Raw genomic sequence first — 16560 nt, forward strand, 5'->3', positions numbered from 1 at the left:
GAACACCGCAGTACCGAAGGGAACAGAAAATCATGCGCAAGATCTTCGCCGGCCTGTTCATGTCCCTGGACGGCGTCGTGGAAGGGCCCGACCAGTGGCAGCACGACTTCGACGAAGGCATGGCCGCCGAGATGCAAGCCCAGCTCGACGCCCAGGACGCCGTCCTGCTCGGCCGCGTCACCTACCTGGACTGGGCCTCCTACTGGCCCACCTCCACCGACGAGCCGTTCGCGAGCACGTTCAACAACATCCGCAAGTACGTCGTCTCCGACACCCTCGACACCCTCGAGTGGAACAACAGCGTCCTGCTCAAGGGCGACCTCGCCGCGGCCGTCGACGAGCTGAAGCGGCAGCCGGGCAAGGACATCGGCGTCGGCGGAAGCGTCAGCCTCGTCCGCTCCCTGCTGCGGCAGAACCTCCTCGACGAGCTCCGGCTGCTGGTGCACCCCGTGGTCGTCGGCCAGGGCCAGCGGCTCTTCGACGGCCTGCCCGCCATGCGGCTGGACCTCGCCGAGGTCAAGAGCACCAGCAGCGGGACGGTCATCATGGTCTACCGCAAGCAGACCTGACCCGTCCCTTCACGAAAGCCCGTCCGGACCACGGGGGCGGACCAGGCCGCTCCCGTGGTCCGGGGATCGACGGGCCTCGCCCACCCCTCACCGGGAGTTCGGCATCATGAACAGCGGGGCTGATGCTCACCGTCCCCGGTCTGGTCGCCTCCCTCAGCGCGCTGCTGGTTCCCGTCGTGATCGGGCGGCTGGACCGCCGTACCGTCCTGCTCGGCCTGATCACCTTGACGGTGCCGGCCAACCTGCTGTTCGGTGACCGTGTCGTCCGCGCCGCCGTCGTCACCACCTTCCTGCTGGTCAGTGGTCACATGACGGCCTGCACCTTCTTCAGCCCCGATCCTTCAGGACCATCTCCGGGATCGGCGACGGCCTCATCGGGCCCATCCGCGAGCGCCGCCGCACCAGGCTCAGCGACGCGGGCCAGGCGCCTCTCCCGGAGCGTCACGTCAGCCGCGCGCCTCCGGCACTGACGGCCACCCACAGCACCGCTAGCGCCGCCATCCCGGGCCACGGCGCTTCCGGCAGCAGGCCCGGGGGCGCGGCCAGCAGGTTCAGCGGGTCGATCGCCGTGACGTCCCAGCCGGATGCGGCCACCGCCGCGCGGACCTCACTCGCGTCCCCGGCCGGCCACCAGTCGGTGGGGGGCAGCGGCGGGCGAGTTCCACCGTCGGCAGCGGCTCGCCGAGGACGTCGAACAGCGCCGGTGGGGCGGGTTTGCGGGCGAACGCCGCCGGATCGACTGCGCCGGCGGCCGTTCACTCGCAGTTCTCTTCCATCCTGATCACGCACAGCCAGTCCACCACCCAGAGCCGGTGATCGCCGGTGGCGCGCCCGCTGACGACCTCGAGGTCTTCCACGAGTTCGCCGGACTTCGGCGGCCCGTCACGCTTCGGGAGCTGCTTGCAGGCGTAGGCGGACCATTTCTGTGCTGCCAGCCCGTCCTCGCCGCGCTTGACGCACTCCTCCTTGCTGAACGTCCCGTAAGGGAGTTCTCCGCCCGGTTTTCCGGTCCAGGTGGGGCCGGGCTGTGCTTGCGGCGGGGAGGAGGGCGAGGGAGCGCTCGTCGGCACCGGCGCCTGAAGTGTTCCCGGAGTGGGCGACGAGAAAGGCGTGTCCGCCTTCGTGAGATGAATTCGCTCTTGGGAAGAGGTGTCCGACGTTCGGCCTTCCGTCGGCGTGGTGACCGCGATCATCACGCTGACCGCCGCACTCGTCAGGACAATGAGCACGGCCGCAGCACCGGAAATGGCGGCTCCGGCCCGCCGGCGGTTTTTCTGTGGGAGTGCCACATGGCCTCCTGACGCTGTTGGCGGCACGTGTCCGGGACGGCTGCGAAGGCATGCGACCCCATTTTCCGCATCTGACAATGGCCGATCAAGGCCATGCGACCGGACATTTTCCGGACTTCGTACGGCACGACCCCGCCACGCCCGCGAGGCGTGACGGGTGCGACCGGCCGGATCGCGCTGTGACCAGGCCAGGGACCGGGCTTTTGGCGGGCATTGCGGATGACGTCAGCCGGATTCAGCGTCTTATGGTCTCGTACACCTCGAAAACCTGGTCGACCGTGGCGGTCAGGCCCGTCACGTCGTTGATGAACGCCCAGAGGAAATCCTCGTCAGGACCCCACTCCGGAATATCGACGCGGGCCTCCACCGGCAGCGGCTCGCCCAGGTCGATCACCGGCTCGCCGTCGTGAAAAAGCATTCCCCGGACCAGCTCGCCATCATCGTGGAGCCACAACCCGTAAATGCTCGACACGCTGGAGAACAGCACCGCCAGAGCTCGCGTCCCTTTCAACGCGCCGAGCGCACCGGTCTTGAGCAGATTGTCGATGTCGGTCGGAATCCGCTGGGCGGGGTCCCACATCTGGCACCAGCCGGCCGTGTCGGCGAGGTGGAGGCGTTGCCAGGGACGATTGCTCCACGCCTGGTCGGCGCTCGATCGGTCACCGCTCGGCAGGTAATCGGTGTCGTCCGGCAGACAGGCGACGACCTCGTCGATCGACCGGCCCCGCACGAAAAGTGCGGAAGTGTTCCATCCCATGCCGGGCAATCTTCGTATCGGCTCACCGACGCGTCAATCGAACCGGTCCAGCCCAACTCGGCGGGCGCCCCGCTCGTCAGGGGCGGCCTCGGCGTGCCGCGTGAGATCCGGATGTTTGGTGATCACTCATGACCCCGTCCAACAGACGCCGGCCCACGGCGCGGCCGGTTCTCGGCTTGCCGGGCCGGCCGATCATCGTGCGCGTCACCGTCCATGCGTGTGCGGCGGCGTAGTCCCTGCCGAGCGCGTGCAGGGTGTCACCGAGGCGGCTCAGCGTCATGGCCTCGCCATGCCGATGGCCGAGGACTCGTTGGATGCGCAACGCCAAGTGGTAGCAGTCCAGGGCCCCGTGCAGGTCGCCTTTCCGCCCCAGAACGCGGGCGAGGCCGAGGTGTGCGGGCGCCTGTCCGGCGGGGTCGTCCAGGCGGCGCGTGGCCTCCAGCGCGGATCGGAGCGCGATCACACGGTCCTCCCAGAGGCCGTGCCTGTGACGTGCCACAGTTAGCGTCGCTATTGCTGCCACGCTTTCGTCATGTTGGGGTGTCCAGGTCTCCTGGTCACAGGTCTTCGACGTAGCTGGCGGCGATGTCGTCGGGTGGGTTGGTGTACAGGCGCAGGTAGCGGTCGTTGGCGTGGCCGAGGCGGCGCTCGAGTTCGGCGCGGTTGTGGCCGGAGGTTTGTGACAGCGCATAGGCAAAGGTGTGGCGGGCGTCGTGCGGGCGCAGCGTGCCGAGCCTGCGCTCGGGGTCGGCCATCTGGGCGTCGTGCAGGCGGCCGATCTCACCGACGATGGTGTTGATCGAGCGGGCCGAGAGGCGGCCGTCGGGGCGGCGGGCGGCGATGGAGGCGGCCGACAGCAGTAGCGCGGTCGCCCCAGTGCTGGCCGCAGCGTCGCCGGGCCGCTCCTGTTGCAGGTAGTCGGCCAGCGCCTGGCGGGCGTCGCGGCCCAGGAACACGGTCCGGCTGGTGCGGCCCTTGCCGCGCACGCCGGTCAGGCGGGCCTTCTTGGCCTGGCGCAGCCGGCCGGGATCGGCCGGCTGCAACTGGTCCAGGTCCAGACCGACCAACTCGGCGCGGCGCAGCCCGGTGCCGAACAGCAGATAGACGATGGCCCGGTCGCGCAGCGGGCGGGCATGGGCGTGAGCACGGGCCGCGGTGCCGCGGTGACGGCGGCCCTTGAGCTCATGGAAGGTTTCGATCCGGTCCACGACGTTTTTGACGGTGCGTACCTGGGCGGCGGCCAGTGCCCGCGGCTGCGGGGCGGGCAGCGGCAATGAGGCCACCTGCTTGGTCGGATCGCCGTGGCGTAGCAGCCCTTCGGGGGCGTGTGCGCTGATCCAGGAGAACAGCGCCGACAGGTGCGCGAGATGGTTGTTGACGGTCGCGGCGGCCATCGGCGCGGCCGTGCCGTCGCGGCCACGGTTGCCGGCGGCGGCCAGGTGATCGCGCCAGGCGCTCACCTCGCGCACGGTGACGGCCGAGAGCCGGTCGTGCCCGAGGCCGCCGGTGATCCAGGCGCCGAAGCGCCGCAGATGCCGGGAGATCTTGGCGGTCACCTTCGCTGAGCGGACCCCGCGCACGGCCAGATCGAGGTAGCGCTCCGTCCATACCGACAGGCTGTCGTCGGCCGGATCGCGGCGCTCGGGGAGCCCGACCACCTTTCGTGAAGTGATTTCGGCGCGATCCTGCCCGGCAGCCGTGGATGCCGAGCTGCGGGTGGGAGACGGCGTGGAGCCAGGTTACTTCACGGAAGGGCTGTTTCCTGAAGAGAAGTGATGCGTTGGCCATGTCCCGTGGACAAGCTCGCCAGGGGGGACAGGGTGGTCGGAGGCGTTCGCCTGCTGAATTGCGAACTTGGCCGGCCGAGGGCTCTTCGAAGACCTCTCTACGTGCTGGCCTCCATGGGTGAGGGCTGGGCGTGCTCGGCGGGGCGGGGCCCGTATCCGGTCAGGCGCGAAGCAGGGTGAACGCCAGCAGGGTGGCCGCTGTGGTGGCCGGCGCCCGTGGAGCCGCTACGCCTCCGGTGACCACGAACAGTGATACCCCTCAGGTGATCAGGAAGGAGCACTGATCCACTCGATCATTGGCCCCTGCCAGTACCGTCCCCGCGAGGTGGGCCTGGTAGTTCGGGCAGGTCGTGATGTCCTCGTGCGAGCAGTTCATTCCGGCTTCGAGGAGATCGAGAGCTGAGCGCAGGGCTGCCATCCTGGCCTGCAGCACGCGCTGGTTGCGGCGCAGCACGTCCTTGCGGGTGGCTGGGTCGCGCGCGGCGAGGAACTCCCGAATATCCGGCAGCGGCAGGCCGGCCTGCTTCGCGATCACGATCGACGCCACCCGGAACAGGTCGTCGCGGGTGTAGCGGCGGCGGTCGCCGGCGACGCGGCCGGGGGAGAGCAGGCCCACCGACTCCCAGTGCCGCAGTACGTGTGTCGGCAGGCCGAAGCGGTCGGCCACCTGGCCGATTGTCATCGGGTTTGACTTCATGTCGACATTAAGTACCACCATGGCGGGCATGTCCAATCTGCTTGCTGTCCTCGACGCCGTCGACGCGCAGCCTATGTCTGTCGAGCTGCGCACACGTTCCTACGAGTTGCTCGGCGACCTCACCGGCCAAACCGTGGTCGACGTCGGCTGCGGCGGTGGCCGCGCGGTCGCCGAGTTGGCCGAGCGCGAGGCCCGCGCGGTCGGCGTCGACCACGACCCCGAGATGATCGCCGTGGCCCGGGAGCGCTGGCCGGCCGGCGAGTTCCACGTCGGCGATGCCTGCGAGCTGCCGCTGGAGTCCGGGTCGGTTGCCGGCTACCGCGCGGACAAGGTGTTGCACACGCTCTCTGACCCCGTGCGGGCCGTGGCCGAGGCCCGCCGGGTTCTCGCGCCGGGCGGCCGGGCCGTACTGCTCGGCCAGGACTGGGACACGATCGTCATCGACTCGGGCGAGCCGGAGACCACCCGCCGGCTGGTCCACGCGAAGGCGGACTCGCTCCCGTCGCCGCGCGTCGCCCGCAGGTACCGCAACCTGCTGCTCGATGCCGGGTTCACCGACCCGGTCGTCGAGGTGCGCACCAGTGTGTTCACCGATGACACCGCGCTCGCCCTGCTGCACCGGATCACCGACGAGGAGAGCTGGCTTGCCGAGCAGGCCGAGCGTGCCCGCACGAACCGGATCTTCGTCGCGGTGCCGATGTTCCTCGTTGCCGCGCAGGGATAGCGATCTGCTGGCTTCGCTGCGGGCGCGAAGCACGCGTCCGTTTGCCCACCATCCATCTGAGCTTCTCCAACAACAGAAGATCACGCTTGTCGGCGCGGTGCTACGCAGTACGGCGTGCAGCCAGCCGACCGCTATGACGACGATTATGAAAGGACATGATGCACAAACGTCAAGATCCGGTGCGTGACGCGGACAAGCCGCGGGAGCCTGCGAACCCCCGCCGCTGGAAGGCGCTGGCGGTGATATGCACGGCGCAGCTCATGCTGATGCTGGACCTCACCGTGATCAACGTCGCCCTGCCCGACCTCGGCGCCGATCTGGGCCTGAGCCGTGGGGCCTTCACCTGGGTGGTCAGCGTCTACGTGCTGTTCCTCGGCGGGCTGCTGCTGCTCGGCGGCCGGCTCGCCGACGTCTTCGGCGCGCGTTCCATGATCCTGACCGGTCTGGTGGTCTTCATCCTCGCCTCGCTGGCCAGTGGCTTGGCGCAAGACGAGAACCTGCTGATCGGTGGCCGCCTCTGTCAGGGCATCGGGGCCGCGCTGCTGTCCCCGGCCGCGCTGCGAGCCCTCACCGGCATCTTCCACGGCGCCGAACGCAACAAGGCGCTGGGCGTGTGGTCCTCTCTCGGAGGCATCGGCTTCGCCGTAGGGGTGTTCGCTGGTGGGCTCCTCACCAGCGGTCCTGGCTGGCGCTGGGTCTTTTTCATCAACATCCCGATCGGCGTCGTCGCTCTGGTCGCCATTCGGGCCCTGGTGCCAGAGCGCCGGATCGCGGGCGCCAACCGGCGCGTCGACGTACTGGGCGCGGTGACCGTCACCGCCGCCACCGGTTCGTTCATTTACGGCATGACCAACGCCGGTGACCACGGCTGGGCGGATCCCGGCACGCTGGTGCCCATCGCGGCCGCTGCCGTCTTGTACGTGGCGTTCACAGTCATCGAACGCCACGTGCGGAATCCCCTGATACGCCCGGACATGCTGGTGCGTCGTCCGGTCGCGACCGGCGCATTTCTCATGCTCGTCGCGGCCGGCGTGACCGTCGCGGACCTGTTCATCACTTCGCAGTATCTGCAGCACCTTCGCGGCTACAGCGCGCTGGAGACCGGCCTGTTCTTCCTGCCCACGGCCCTGGCCACGATGGTCGGTGCCATCGCGGGCGGCCGCCTGGTCGGCATCATCGGCACTCGCCCCGTCGCCGTCGCCGGCCTGGCCCTGGTCGCCATCGGCAACGGACTGCTCATCGGCCTGTCGGCAAGCGGCAACGTCTACGCCCAGGCACTTCCCGGCGCCGTGCTGTTCGCGCTGGGCGGCGCCCCGGTGTTCGTCGCCGCCACCACCGCTGCCCTCGGCCGAGTCACTCAGGAGGAGGCCGGGTTGGTATCGGGTATGGTCTACACCTTCAATCCAACCGGTTCGGCCATCTTTGTCGCGGTGGGCTCCACCGTTGCCGCTTCGGGTCTCGCCGTCACACCCTCGATCGAGGGGTTCACCAACGTCTACACGATGTTCACCGTCGTCGCCGCCGTGGCCGCGGCGGTCTCGCTGGTCCTCGTACCGTCCGGAAAGCCACAGATGACCGGCGTCCCGGACGCCCGCTGACGCGGCCGGTCTCGCCGCCCATCAGTGGGCAGGCAGGCGGGGCCAAATCACGCCGCCTTTTCAGGACCTACCCGCTCCGTTTCAGGCGGCGCACTTCTTGCCACAGTTCCTCGATTGCCCCGAGCCCAGCTCATCGCCACCAAGGCGGAAAACGCCACGTCCCGCAAGACCGCCACTCCTGAACAGTCGCCTGCACCGCTAACCCCAATGCCGGGAAGTTAAGGATCCTGGGTGATGTTCAGGGGTTTGTTGATCTCCGGGACGTGAGAACGGAGATCCAGTAGAACGGGTGATCTCTTACCATCGTCCGTTCGATCACTACTGGATCTCCGTTGGGTGTTGAGTCTGCCAGGTCGGTTGTGGCCTGCGCTATGGGTTCGGTTCGGCAGGTGGCGGCGGGGGTGTTCGCGCCGGGACATCTGGGTGAGCTGACGCAGGTCGTGCCGTTTGAGATGGTTGATGCCGTGCTGGCCGAGGCCGGTGGGGTGGAACGGCGGGTGCGCCGGTTGCCGTCGCGGGTGGTGGTGTATCTGCTGCTGGCGGGTGGGTTGTTCGAGGGGCAGGGGTATCGGCGGGTGTGGGCCCGGTTGACCGCTGGGCTGGATGGGTGGTGGCCGGCGCCGTCGTCGTCGGGGCTGGCTCAGGCGTTGCGGCGGGTGGGGGTCGCGCCGTTGAGGGCGTTGTTTGAGTTGCCGGCCGGTGCGCCGGCCGGGGCCGTGCGATGGCGGGGGCTGCTGGTGTGTGCGATGGACGGCACCACGATGAGCGTGCCGGACAGCCCGGCCAACCTGGGGTGTTACGGGCATCAGAGCGGCTCGCACGGCGGGTCGGGCTATCCCCTGGTCCGGCTGGTCGCGGTGGTGGTGTGTGGTAGCCGCACGTTGCTGGGCGTGGCGTTCGGGCCGTTCGGCAAGGGCGAGACCAGCTACGCGCCGCAGGTGTTCGGCTGCCTCAAGCGGGGGATGTTGCTGCTCGGCGACCGGGGGTTCGCCGTCGCCGGGCTCGTCACCGCGATCGCCGGTCCGGGCGGCAGCGGCGCGGACCTGCTGATCCGCTGCAAGAACGGCCGGAAGTTCGCCCGGCTGCAGACCTTGGCGGACGGATCATGGCAATCGGTGCTGGGCGGGGTGCCGGTGCGGGTGATCGACGCCGAGATCACCCTGACCTTGCGAGGCGGTGGCCGCCGTACCGGCCGTTACCGGCTGATCACCACCCTGCTTGACTCTGCCCGCTACCCGGCGCTGGAGATCGTGAAGCTGTATCACCACAGGTGGGAGATCGAAACGACCTACGCGGAGCTGAAATCGACCATCCTAGGCGGCCGTGTCCTGCGCGCCCGCACCCCTCAAGGCGTCGACCAGGAGATCTACGCACTGCTCACCACCTACCAGGCACTGCGGCTGGCGATGGCCGATGCCACCGCCGGCACCGGCGACCCGGCCGAACGAGCCAGCTTCACCACCGCACTGCTGGCCGCCCGCGACCAGGTCATCCACGCGGCCGGTGTTATCGCCGACACGGTCATCGACCTGGTCGGCCGGATCGGTCGCGCGGTCCTGGACGACCTCCTGCCCGCCCGCCGTGAGCGCAGTTGCCCGCGCATCGTCAAACGAGCAATCTCCAAACACCGCGCCAAAGGCCAGGTAGACCGCACCAACTACCGAACGACCACCGCCATCGACATCCACACCGACCCCGAGTTGACGAACACCCAAGATCCTTAACTTCCCGGCATTGCCGCTAACCCTCCCCAAAACCTCGGTCTAGCCGACTCCGACAGATACCCAACCCCAGTAAGGTTCCTCTAGATTCGTGCGCCTCTGTCGGAATATCCAAGGAACATCATGCCCAACACCAGCCCGCCGACGCGACGATCACTTGAAGTGCGAGAGCTCGACCTCCGGTTACGTGAGTGGAGGGACGAGGACCTACCGGTCATGGTTGAGCTTTTCGACGATCCGGAAATGGATCGTTGGACGCCACTCCGCTCCCCCTTCGACCTGGCCGCCGCTACGGCGTACTTGGCCAAAGCCCAACAGGCCAGGGCGGAGAACCGTGGCATCAACCTAGCTATCACCGTCCAGGACGATCGGCCACGAGGAGAGGTCCTTCTCCGCGGCACGGGAAACCCGGGTGAAGCAGAGATCGCGTACGGAATCGGCCCCCAGTACAGACGGCAGGGGCTGGCCAAGCGAGCTGTTGAGCTGATGACTCTTCATGCCTTCCAGGACTTGAGCATGACCCGGATCCTTCTCCGCATCGAGCCCGCGAACGAAAGCAGCCAGGCGGTCGCCGCCTCCGCGGGATTCCACCTGACGAACGACGCCCTCGTCATCCGGGAGCGAAAAGAAGGCCCTTTCAAGCTGCTGACCTGGGAGCGCACCAGTTGAACGGCAGCGCTGTGCCACGTCCGCCAGACCGGAACAACCGACGATGATCGCCACCGTCCTCGTCGCTTGACTGGCGCCCGAGCCCGGGTCCCGCAATGCCGGGAATCGGCTCGGCAGCGTCACCGCTTTCGCGGGTTATCGCAACCGCGGCACCCGCGGGTGTGGTGGCTGGTCATCGTGGGGACGGACGATAACGAGGTGAGCACCGCGAGCGCACACCACGCACAAGCCAGGCCGGGCAGCGGGGCGCGCCCTGGCCATGAGCCGGTACGAGATGCTCGCGCCGCACCTGCACGAGGGAGTACCGCTGGCGCAGCTCGCCGCGGCCCAGGACGAGGGCGGCGTCTCCTATCGGACGCTGCAGCGGTGGCTGGCCGACTACCGTCAAGGCGGCCTGGACGCCTTGACGCGCCCGGGCCGCCGCGACAAGGGGCTGCGCCGGTTCCCCGACGAGCTCGCCCGCCGGCTCGATCAGCGTGGCGGCGGCGTACGCGGTGTGCAGATAGTGGTCGAGGGCCCGGCGTAGTGCCGCCTGCCGCTCAGCCTCGCTGTCGTACGTCCGGGCGAGTTCGGTGGCGTAGACGTGCAGCAGGGTGTGCAGGCCGTAGCGCCCGGGTGCGGACTCGGTGACGAGGTGGGCGTCGGTCAGTTCGTTCAGCAGCGGCAGCATGTCGTCAACCGGCACCGCGGCCAAACCGGCCATGGCGGCGGCGGTCATCCGGGTCCCGGGGTGCACGCCCAGGAGCCGGGAGAGGCGGGCGGCCGGCTCGCTCAACGTCCGGTAGGACCACGAGAGGACGGCGCGGACATCGATGGCGGTGTCGGGATCGGTGAACTCGTCCAGGGTCTCCCGCGTGCTCAGCAACCGGTCCGCGACCGCCGCCAAGGTCTGATGAGGCTGCTGGATCACGCGGGCCGCGGTGACGGCGAGCGCGAGCGGCAGTTGTGCGCACCGCTCGGCGATCCGCCGCGCGGCGGCGGGCTCGGCGCCGATCCGATCGGCCCCGAGCCTGGTGGTGAGCATCTCGACGCCGTCCTGACGGCTGAGGACGTCCAGGACGATCGACCGGGCGCAGTCGGCGGCCACCAGGCCGGTGAGTCGCGAGCGGCTGGTCACGACCACGGTGTTGCAGGCGCTGCCGGGAAGCAGCGGGCGTACCTGTTCGGCGGTAGGCGCGCTGTCGAGCACGACGAGCGCGCGCCGGCCGTCCATCAGCGATCGGTACACAGGGCGCTCTGGCTCTCCAGGTCCGGTGGGATCTCCCGCTCCGGCACGCGCAGGGCGCGCAGGAACGAGGTGAGCACCTGCTCCGGCCTCGTCATCGAACGACGGGTAGCCGCGTAGGTCGGCCCATAGCTGCCCGTCGGGGAAATGATCGACCGCGCGGCGGGACCAGTGCAGTGCCAGCGCGGTCTTTCCCACCCCGGCGGTGCCGCTGATCAGCACGATCGATCCCAGATTGCGCACCTGGCCGGTGGTCAGGCGGTCCAGCTCGGCGATTTCCCGCCGCCGCCCCACGAACACCGGGATCGGCGACGGCAACTGCCTCGGCACGGGGAGAGCCGTCGCCGGGACCTCCGGGACGTCCGGTCTGTGCCTGAGAACCGTCACCTGCAGCCGGTGCAGCTCCTCGCCGGGCTCGATGCCCAACTCCTCGACGAGGTGTCGCCGCCCGGTGTGATACGCCTCCAGCGCCTCCGCTCTCCGGCCGCTCTGATGCAGAGCCATGATGAGCTGGGCCCAGAACCGCTCCCGCAACGGATGCCGCGCGGTCGCCTCCATGAGCTCGTCAACGAGGTCGCGATGGCGGCCCAGGAGCAGATCGACGTCGAAGCGCCGCTCCAGCGCCCGCAACCGCTGCTCCACCAACCGGCACACCTGCTGTTCGAGAAAGTCGGACGGGACGCCTGCCAGCGGTTCATCGCGCCACTGGGCCAGCGCCTCGGTCAGGGCGGTGGCCTCCGTCTGCGGATCCGACCGTTTGACGGCCATGTCCGCCTGCTCCAGCCAGTATCGGAACCGTCCCAGATCAAGCCGCTCGGGTCGAACCTCCATGAGGTAACCGTCGGCACACGTGACGATGACGGCTCCGCCCAGCAGCGTGCGCAGCCGTGACACGATCAACTGCACGGCGCGGCGCGGCGCTTCCGGCTGGCCCGGCACCAGCCGGCCGCGCACGTATACCTCCAACGGCCCGAGCACGTTGAATGCGAGATCGGTATCTTCGAACACCATTGAACCCCATGAATCCACGGCGCCGTCCATGACCGATTGTCCCCCACCGTCGATCCGGTGACCGATCCGGCCGGGCATTTCCCGGACTTATTACGGACATCGCCCGGCTCCGCTGGAGTGACTCGTGCGATCAGTACGACGGTAGGCGGCCACGACGGCCGCGACACCAGCGATGATCGCCAGCACGACGCCGAGAGCCCTGACCCAGGTGCCCAGGAAGACGCCCGCCGAGGACGGATCCGCCAGCCGGTCGAGTTGGCCGATGGCGATGGCGGCGGCCTCGGCCAGCGCGACCAGCACACCGAGCGCGGGCGTCCAGCGCCACCTGGTGAACACGATCAGCAGCGCCGACCCGACCAGCAGCACCAGACCCGGCGGCACGACCGGCATGGGCACGCCTGACACACCCTGGACGACCATGCCGATCGCACCGGCGATCAATCCGACCACGGCGGCCAGGCGCAGACCGGAAAGCTTGACATTCATCGTCGTGTCCTTTTCTCCGCCTTACCCGAACAGATTCCTGCCATGCCCCCACACTCCCCGGAACGCGCGGCCAAGTCGTCCGTCCACGGTCGTATTCGGCATCTACACTTCACCGCGTACCAAAGCGCGAACTCACTACTCCCGGCCCACTCCCTTTTCCACCGGCAAAAGAAAAGTCCGGCAAATGTCCGGGCACAGCGCTCGGCAGCGCGGCGGGCGTTCACTGCGCGGCGGTCGCCCCCGTACGAGGATGGCCAAGGCGGACCGCCGCACCGGGATCATCAGTGCGAGAGCGGAGCGTCCGTGGTGTCGATCAGTTCGCAGTCGGCCACCGGGCCTTCGGCGACCCGGGCCCAGATGCCCGCCACCTTCTCGTCGTCGCTGACGCTGAACTCCAGCACCCCGGTCTGCCCCTCCTTGATCACCTCCGGGTCGACGACGAAGGCGCCGTCGTGCCCCTCGGGCGGCGGGAACACCGTGAGCGGCGCCTCCTCCTTGCCCAGGAAGCGAGCACGCGGCTCGGGGCCGCACTTCTTGCCCGCGGGCACGTAGCTGACCATGACGTTCGCGCCGAGGTCCCGCAGTTCGGCCTGGAGGGCGGGGTCCTTCGCCTCGTTGATGGTGATGTCGATCAATCCGTCGGACGCCTTGGACACCGCGTACGCCGGGCCGCCAAACAGCAGCGGGACGGCCACCGCCGCAGCGGCGGCGAGCGCGCCCACCGGGGCCAGCACCTTGAACCGGGACAGACGGGTGCGGGGGCTCTGCTCGATCTCGGTCATCACGAACTCCTTGAGCAGTCGGTGACGGCCCTCCGGAAGACCACGCTCAGCCGGCATGTTCATCGAATCTCCTCCGTGACGGGGCCTCGGTCACCTGTTACCTGTCGGGTCGTCGCGGCGAGTTCCCCGAATGCGGCGAGTTTTCCGCGGGCTCTCGACAGACGGGATCTGACGGTGCCCACGGGAGGCCGAGCGCCTCGGCCGCCTGGGCGTAGTCGAGCCCGGCCCAGACGCACAGCGCGAAGACGTCCTGTTCCCGCTTGCGCAGCTTCCCGTAGGCCGGCTTGACCGCGGCCAGTCGCTCGGCGTCGTCCATGCGCCCGATCGCCTCGTCGGCGATGTCGGGCACCGGCTCCTCCCTCGGCATCCGAGACAGCGCATCGGCGTGGCGGCGTGCCGCCCGTCTGCTGTTGCGAGCCACATTGGTGGCGATGTCGAGCAGCCACGGCCGCAGCGAACCGCCCTCGGCGTCGATCCTGCCGCGTAACCGCCAAGCCTCCAGGAACGTCAGCGCCATGACGTCCTCGGCCTCGCTCCAGTTGGCGGTCAGACGGAAGGCATGGTTGTGGACGGCCTTGGCGTACTCATCGAAGAGCTGCGAGAAGGCCGACTTATCCCCCGAGCGGATCCGGGCACGCATCGACATATCCACGTATCTGTACTGTCCGCGCGAAGCGTCGAGTTCCCGGCTGCCTGAGCGGATCGACGCACATCACATGAGGCAGACCTCGAAGATGCCGCCACCGGCGGCGCGATCACCGTCGTCTTGGCGATCCGCCTGACGTGTGCGGCGCAGCAGTCCGGCTGCGCCGGTGAGCGGGCCGGCGCGCTTCAACGCGGCCGGCCGGCACGGTGTGCCGGCTGGGTGGCCGCCAGGCTGGCCAGGAGCTTGAGCCGCTCTTCGGAGGTGCTGCCCGGTTCGGCGGTGTAGACGGTGAGGCCGTAGACCGTCCGGCTGGACACGGGCAGGTCGAGAGACCGGTAGGTCAGCTCCAGGTCGCCGACCTGCGGATGCCAGAGCTGCTTGCTGCCGTCATGGCGGATACGCACGTCGTGGGCGGCCCACTGGCCGCGGAACTCGGTGCTGAGCGTGGACAGCTCACCGACGAGGTCGCGCAGGGCCCGGTCGTGGGGCTCGCGTCCGGCCTTGGCGCGCAGCAGCGCGGCGCTGACGACGGCGGCCTCGTCCCAGTCGACGAAGAACTGCTGCGAGCCCGGGTCGAGGAAGACGTAGCGGGCGATGTTGGCGCGGCCGTGCCGCGTGGTCACAGGGCTGTCGAAGACCGGCGCGAGCACGGCCCGGGCCAGCGCATTGCAGGCGACGATGTCCTGGCGGCCGTCGCGTACGAACGCCGCCGACATCGTCATGGAGTCCAGCAGCCACTGGACCGGCGGCGGGACCTGGACGTCCGTGCGGCGCGAAGGTGCGCGGCGGGCGGCGTGGGCCAGATCGAACAGATAGGTGCGTTCGTCCTGGTCCAGGCGCAGGGCCTGGGCGACCGCGTCGAGTACCTCTTCCGAGATGCCGCTGATGTGGCCCTTCTCCAGCCGCGTGTACCACTCGGTGCTCACACCGGCCAGCACCGCGACTTCCTCGCGGCGCAGCCCGGGGACCCGGCGCCGGCCGCCGGCGGGCAGCCCGACCTGCTCCGGGGTCAGCTTCGCGCGCCGGGTGGTGAGGAAGTCCCGGATCTGGGCACGGTTGTCGGGCCGGTCGTCCATGCCTTCCACGGTAACCGCAGCGTTCGCGCGAGTGGCAGCGCTAGAGGGGTTGAGCTTGTCCCCCCGATAAACGCGCTCTGCCGCGTGCGCGGCCGGCCGGGTTTCCTGGGCTCAGCAGGTGGCACCACCAGGACCTCCGACATCCGGGAGCATGACCATGACCGGCAAGACCGTACTGATCACCGGCGCGACCAGCGGCATCGGCGCCCACACCGCACGACTGCTGCTCGACCGCGGCCACCGCGTGGCCGTCACCGGCCGCGACGAGGCCAGACTCAAGTCCTTCCTCGACGAGACCGGCCACCCCGACCGGCTGCTCGGCATCATCGCCGACGCCGCTGACTGGCCGGCCACCCAGGCCGCCGTGACCCGCACCGTGGCGCACTTCGGCGCCCTGCACGCCGCGGTGGCCAACGCCGGCTTCGTCCCCGCCGACCACCCGCGCACCATCGCCGACGGCGACCCGGAACTGTGGGCGCCCATGGTCCTCACCAACGTCCTCGGCCCCGCCCTGCTGGCCAACGCCGCCCTGCCCCACCTCGAGGCCACGGGCGGGCGGCTGGTGCTCGTCGGCAGCGTCGCCGGCCTGAAGAACAGCCCCGCCAACCTCTACTCCGCCACCAAGTGGGCCGTCACCGGCATGGCCGAGAACCTGCGCATGTACGCCACCGGCCGCGGCATCGGCGTCACCCTCGTCAGCCCCGGCATGACCGACACCGCCTTCTGGCAGGGCGGCGTCCCGCCCTTCGCCCTGTCCCCCGAGCCCGTCGCCGAAGCCATCTGCTTCGCCCTCGGCCAGCCGGCCGGCGTCGACCTCAACACCCTGACCATCCGGCCGGTCGGCCAGCCCGTCTGAGGCAGATCCGACGCCCTGCGGCTTGACCGGGGGTGCGGCACGTCAGGCAGGTGCGCTGCCCGGAACACGCCACTGACCGGCAGATTCGGCTGACAGGCCGAGATCGGCCAGGGACGCGATCAGAGCGGTCCGAGGAGGTCATGCGGATCGGCGTCGAGGTCCAGCGTGGACAGGACGCCCAGGAGTTCGCGCTCCTCGTACCGGAAGTGCGACTCCATGATCGCGGAGAGGCCGTCCAGGTGCATGGCCTGCTCGTTCGGGGTGGCGCCCGAGGTGATCGCGCGGTCGAACCGCTCGAGCAGCACCGCGATCATCTCGTGGTCCTGCCGGAGCTTGGCGATCGTGGGCCGCAGCGACGGATGGCGCGCGGACAGTTCGGGAAAGAGGCCGGCGTCTTCGCGGACGTGATGCCCGTCGAGGGCGGCACAAAAGCCCTTGCAGTACAGCAGGAGGTCTGCCCGTGCCGCGGTGGGATCCCCGGCTTCCAGGGATTCGCGCGCGAGGCGCAGTGCGCGGCGCAGGCGTTGATGCGCCGCCTGCAGTTCAAGGTTCCAGGCTGTGAGCCTGTGCTGCTCGCCCTCACCCACGGGTGGGGAACGGGGAAAGGGTCATCCGACCACCTTCCGGATCCGACGCCTCCATGCCTGACGCAGTCCGCCACCGGCAC

Annotated in this window: 19 protein-coding genes and 1 pseudogene; 7 read left to right on the forward strand and 13 right to left on the reverse strand. The window is 69.3% G+C overall.

What is annotated here, in order from left to right; all coding sequences use genetic code 11:
• The first annotated feature begins 32 nt into the window (after positions 1-32).
• Complete coding sequence (locus FAF44_RS06090) at positions 33-569, forward strand: dihydrofolate reductase family protein (RefSeq protein ID WP_237102032.1); 537 nt, start codon at positions 33-35, stop codon at positions 567-569.
• Positions 570-673: 104 nt separating this feature from the next.
• Here FAF44_RS06090 and FAF44_RS06095 read toward each other — a convergent pair whose 3' ends face one another.
• The 7 genes from FAF44_RS06095 to FAF44_RS06125 all read right to left on the reverse strand — a co-directional run bounded on the left by FAF44_RS06095 (position 674) and on the right by FAF44_RS06125 (position 5129).
• On the reverse strand, positions 674-877 hold the full coding sequence (locus FAF44_RS06095; protein ID WP_237102033.1) for a hypothetical protein: 204 nt from the start codon (positions 875-877) through the stop codon (positions 674-676).
• A 133-nt stretch (positions 878-1010) separates the two neighbouring features.
• On the reverse strand, positions 1011-1163 hold the full coding sequence (locus tag FAF44_RS06100) for a hypothetical protein (RefSeq protein ID WP_237102034.1): 153 nt from the start codon (positions 1161-1163) through the stop codon (positions 1011-1013).
• Between the two features lie 161 nt (positions 1164-1324).
• The gene (locus tag FAF44_RS06105; RefSeq protein WP_237102035.1) at positions 1325-1858 is read right to left on the reverse strand and encodes a hypothetical protein; all 534 of its coding nucleotides are present in this window, start codon (positions 1856-1858) and stop codon (positions 1325-1327) included.
• Positions 1859-2093: 235 nt separating this feature from the next.
• Complete coding sequence (locus FAF44_RS06110; RefSeq protein ID WP_237102036.1) at positions 2094-2615, reverse strand: hypothetical protein; 522 nt, start codon at positions 2613-2615, stop codon at positions 2094-2096.
• Positions 2616-2691: 76 nt separating this feature from the next.
• The gene (locus FAF44_RS06115; protein ID WP_237102037.1) at positions 2692-3078 is read right to left on the reverse strand and encodes a tetratricopeptide repeat protein; all 387 of its coding nucleotides are present in this window, start codon (positions 3076-3078) and stop codon (positions 2692-2694) included.
• Between the two features lie 94 nt (positions 3079-3172).
• Positions 3173-4273, reverse strand: coding sequence for a tyrosine-type recombinase/integrase (locus FAF44_RS06120; protein WP_237102038.1), 1101 nt, complete (start codon positions 4271-4273; stop codon positions 3173-3175).
• A gap of 388 nt (positions 4274-4661) precedes the next feature.
• The gene (locus FAF44_RS06125; protein ID WP_237102039.1) at positions 4662-5129 is read right to left on the reverse strand and encodes a MerR family transcriptional regulator; all 468 of its coding nucleotides are present in this window, start codon (positions 5127-5129) and stop codon (positions 4662-4664) included.
• Between FAF44_RS06125 and FAF44_RS06130 the strand changes: the two genes are divergently transcribed.
• From FAF44_RS06130 to FAF44_RS56330, 5 genes are all read left to right on the forward strand, one after another.
• Positions 5128-5823: a methyltransferase domain-containing protein gene (locus tag FAF44_RS06130; protein WP_237102040.1), complete on the forward strand. Its 696-nt coding sequence runs from the start codon at positions 5128-5130 to the stop codon at positions 5821-5823. The genes FAF44_RS06125 and FAF44_RS06130 overlap by 2 nt on opposite strands.
• Positions 5824-5978: 155 nt before the next feature.
• Positions 5979-7421: an MFS transporter gene (locus FAF44_RS06135; protein ID WP_237102041.1), complete on the forward strand. Its 1443-nt coding sequence runs from the start codon at positions 5979-5981 to the stop codon at positions 7419-7421.
• A 389-nt stretch (positions 7422-7810) separates the two neighbouring features.
• Complete coding sequence (locus FAF44_RS06140) at positions 7811-9145, forward strand: IS4 family transposase (RefSeq protein ID WP_237102042.1); 1335 nt, start codon at positions 7811-7813, stop codon at positions 9143-9145.
• A 120-nt stretch (positions 9146-9265) separates the two neighbouring features.
• The gene (locus FAF44_RS06145; RefSeq protein ID WP_237102043.1) at positions 9266-9811 is read left to right on the forward strand and encodes a GNAT family N-acetyltransferase; all 546 of its coding nucleotides are present in this window, start codon (positions 9266-9268) and stop codon (positions 9809-9811) included.
• A 274-nt stretch (positions 9812-10085) separates the two neighbouring features.
• Complete coding sequence (locus tag FAF44_RS56330; protein ID WP_368857755.1) at positions 10086-10337, forward strand: helix-turn-helix domain-containing protein; 252 nt, start codon at positions 10086-10088, stop codon at positions 10335-10337.
• A gap of 264 nt (positions 10338-10601) precedes the next feature.
• Here FAF44_RS56330 and FAF44_RS06150 read toward each other — a convergent pair.
• The 5 genes and pseudogenes from FAF44_RS06150 to FAF44_RS06170 form a co-directional block, all read right to left on the reverse strand.
• A pseudogene (locus FAF44_RS06150) lies at positions 10602-12125 on the reverse strand (BTAD domain-containing putative transcriptional regulator); the annotation flags it as partial.
• Between the two features lie 12 nt (positions 12126-12137).
• Positions 12138-12533 (reverse strand): hypothetical protein, encoded by a 396-nt coding sequence (locus tag FAF44_RS06155; RefSeq protein ID WP_237102046.1) that lies wholly within the window; start codon positions 12531-12533, stop codon positions 12138-12140.
• A gap of 281 nt (positions 12534-12814) precedes the next feature.
• Positions 12815-13315 carry a hypothetical protein gene (locus FAF44_RS06160; protein ID WP_237102047.1) on the reverse strand — a complete coding sequence of 167 codons (501 nt, stop codon included), beginning with the start codon at positions 13313-13315 and terminating at the stop codon, positions 12815-12817.
• 97 nt (positions 13316-13412) lie between these two features.
• Positions 13413-13955: an RNA polymerase sigma factor gene (locus tag FAF44_RS06165; protein WP_237102048.1), complete on the reverse strand. Its 543-nt coding sequence runs from the start codon at positions 13953-13955 to the stop codon at positions 13413-13415.
• A 191-nt stretch (positions 13956-14146) separates the two neighbouring features.
• On the reverse strand, positions 14147-15037 hold the full coding sequence (locus FAF44_RS06170) for a helix-turn-helix domain-containing protein (RefSeq protein WP_237102049.1): 891 nt from the start codon (positions 15035-15037) through the stop codon (positions 14147-14149).
• A gap of 157 nt (positions 15038-15194) precedes the next feature.
• Here FAF44_RS06170 and FAF44_RS06175 point away from each other — a divergent pair, with 157 nt between their 5' ends.
• Positions 15195-15893, forward strand: coding sequence for an SDR family oxidoreductase (locus tag FAF44_RS06175; RefSeq protein ID WP_237102050.1), 699 nt, complete (start codon positions 15195-15197; stop codon positions 15891-15893).
• Positions 15894-16012: 119 nt separating this feature from the next.
• Here the strand turns inward: FAF44_RS06175 and FAF44_RS06180 are convergent, their stop codons facing one another.
• Positions 16013-16480, reverse strand: a complete 468-nt coding sequence (locus FAF44_RS06180; RefSeq protein WP_237102051.1) for a hemerythrin domain-containing protein — start codon at positions 16478-16480, stop codon at positions 16013-16015.
• Between the last annotated feature and the right edge of the window lie 80 nt (positions 16481-16560).

The sequence above is a fragment of the Nonomuraea sp. MG754425 genome, assembly GCF_021699195.1.
GTDB lineage: Bacteria > Actinomycetota > Actinomycetes > Streptosporangiales > Streptosporangiaceae > Nonomuraea.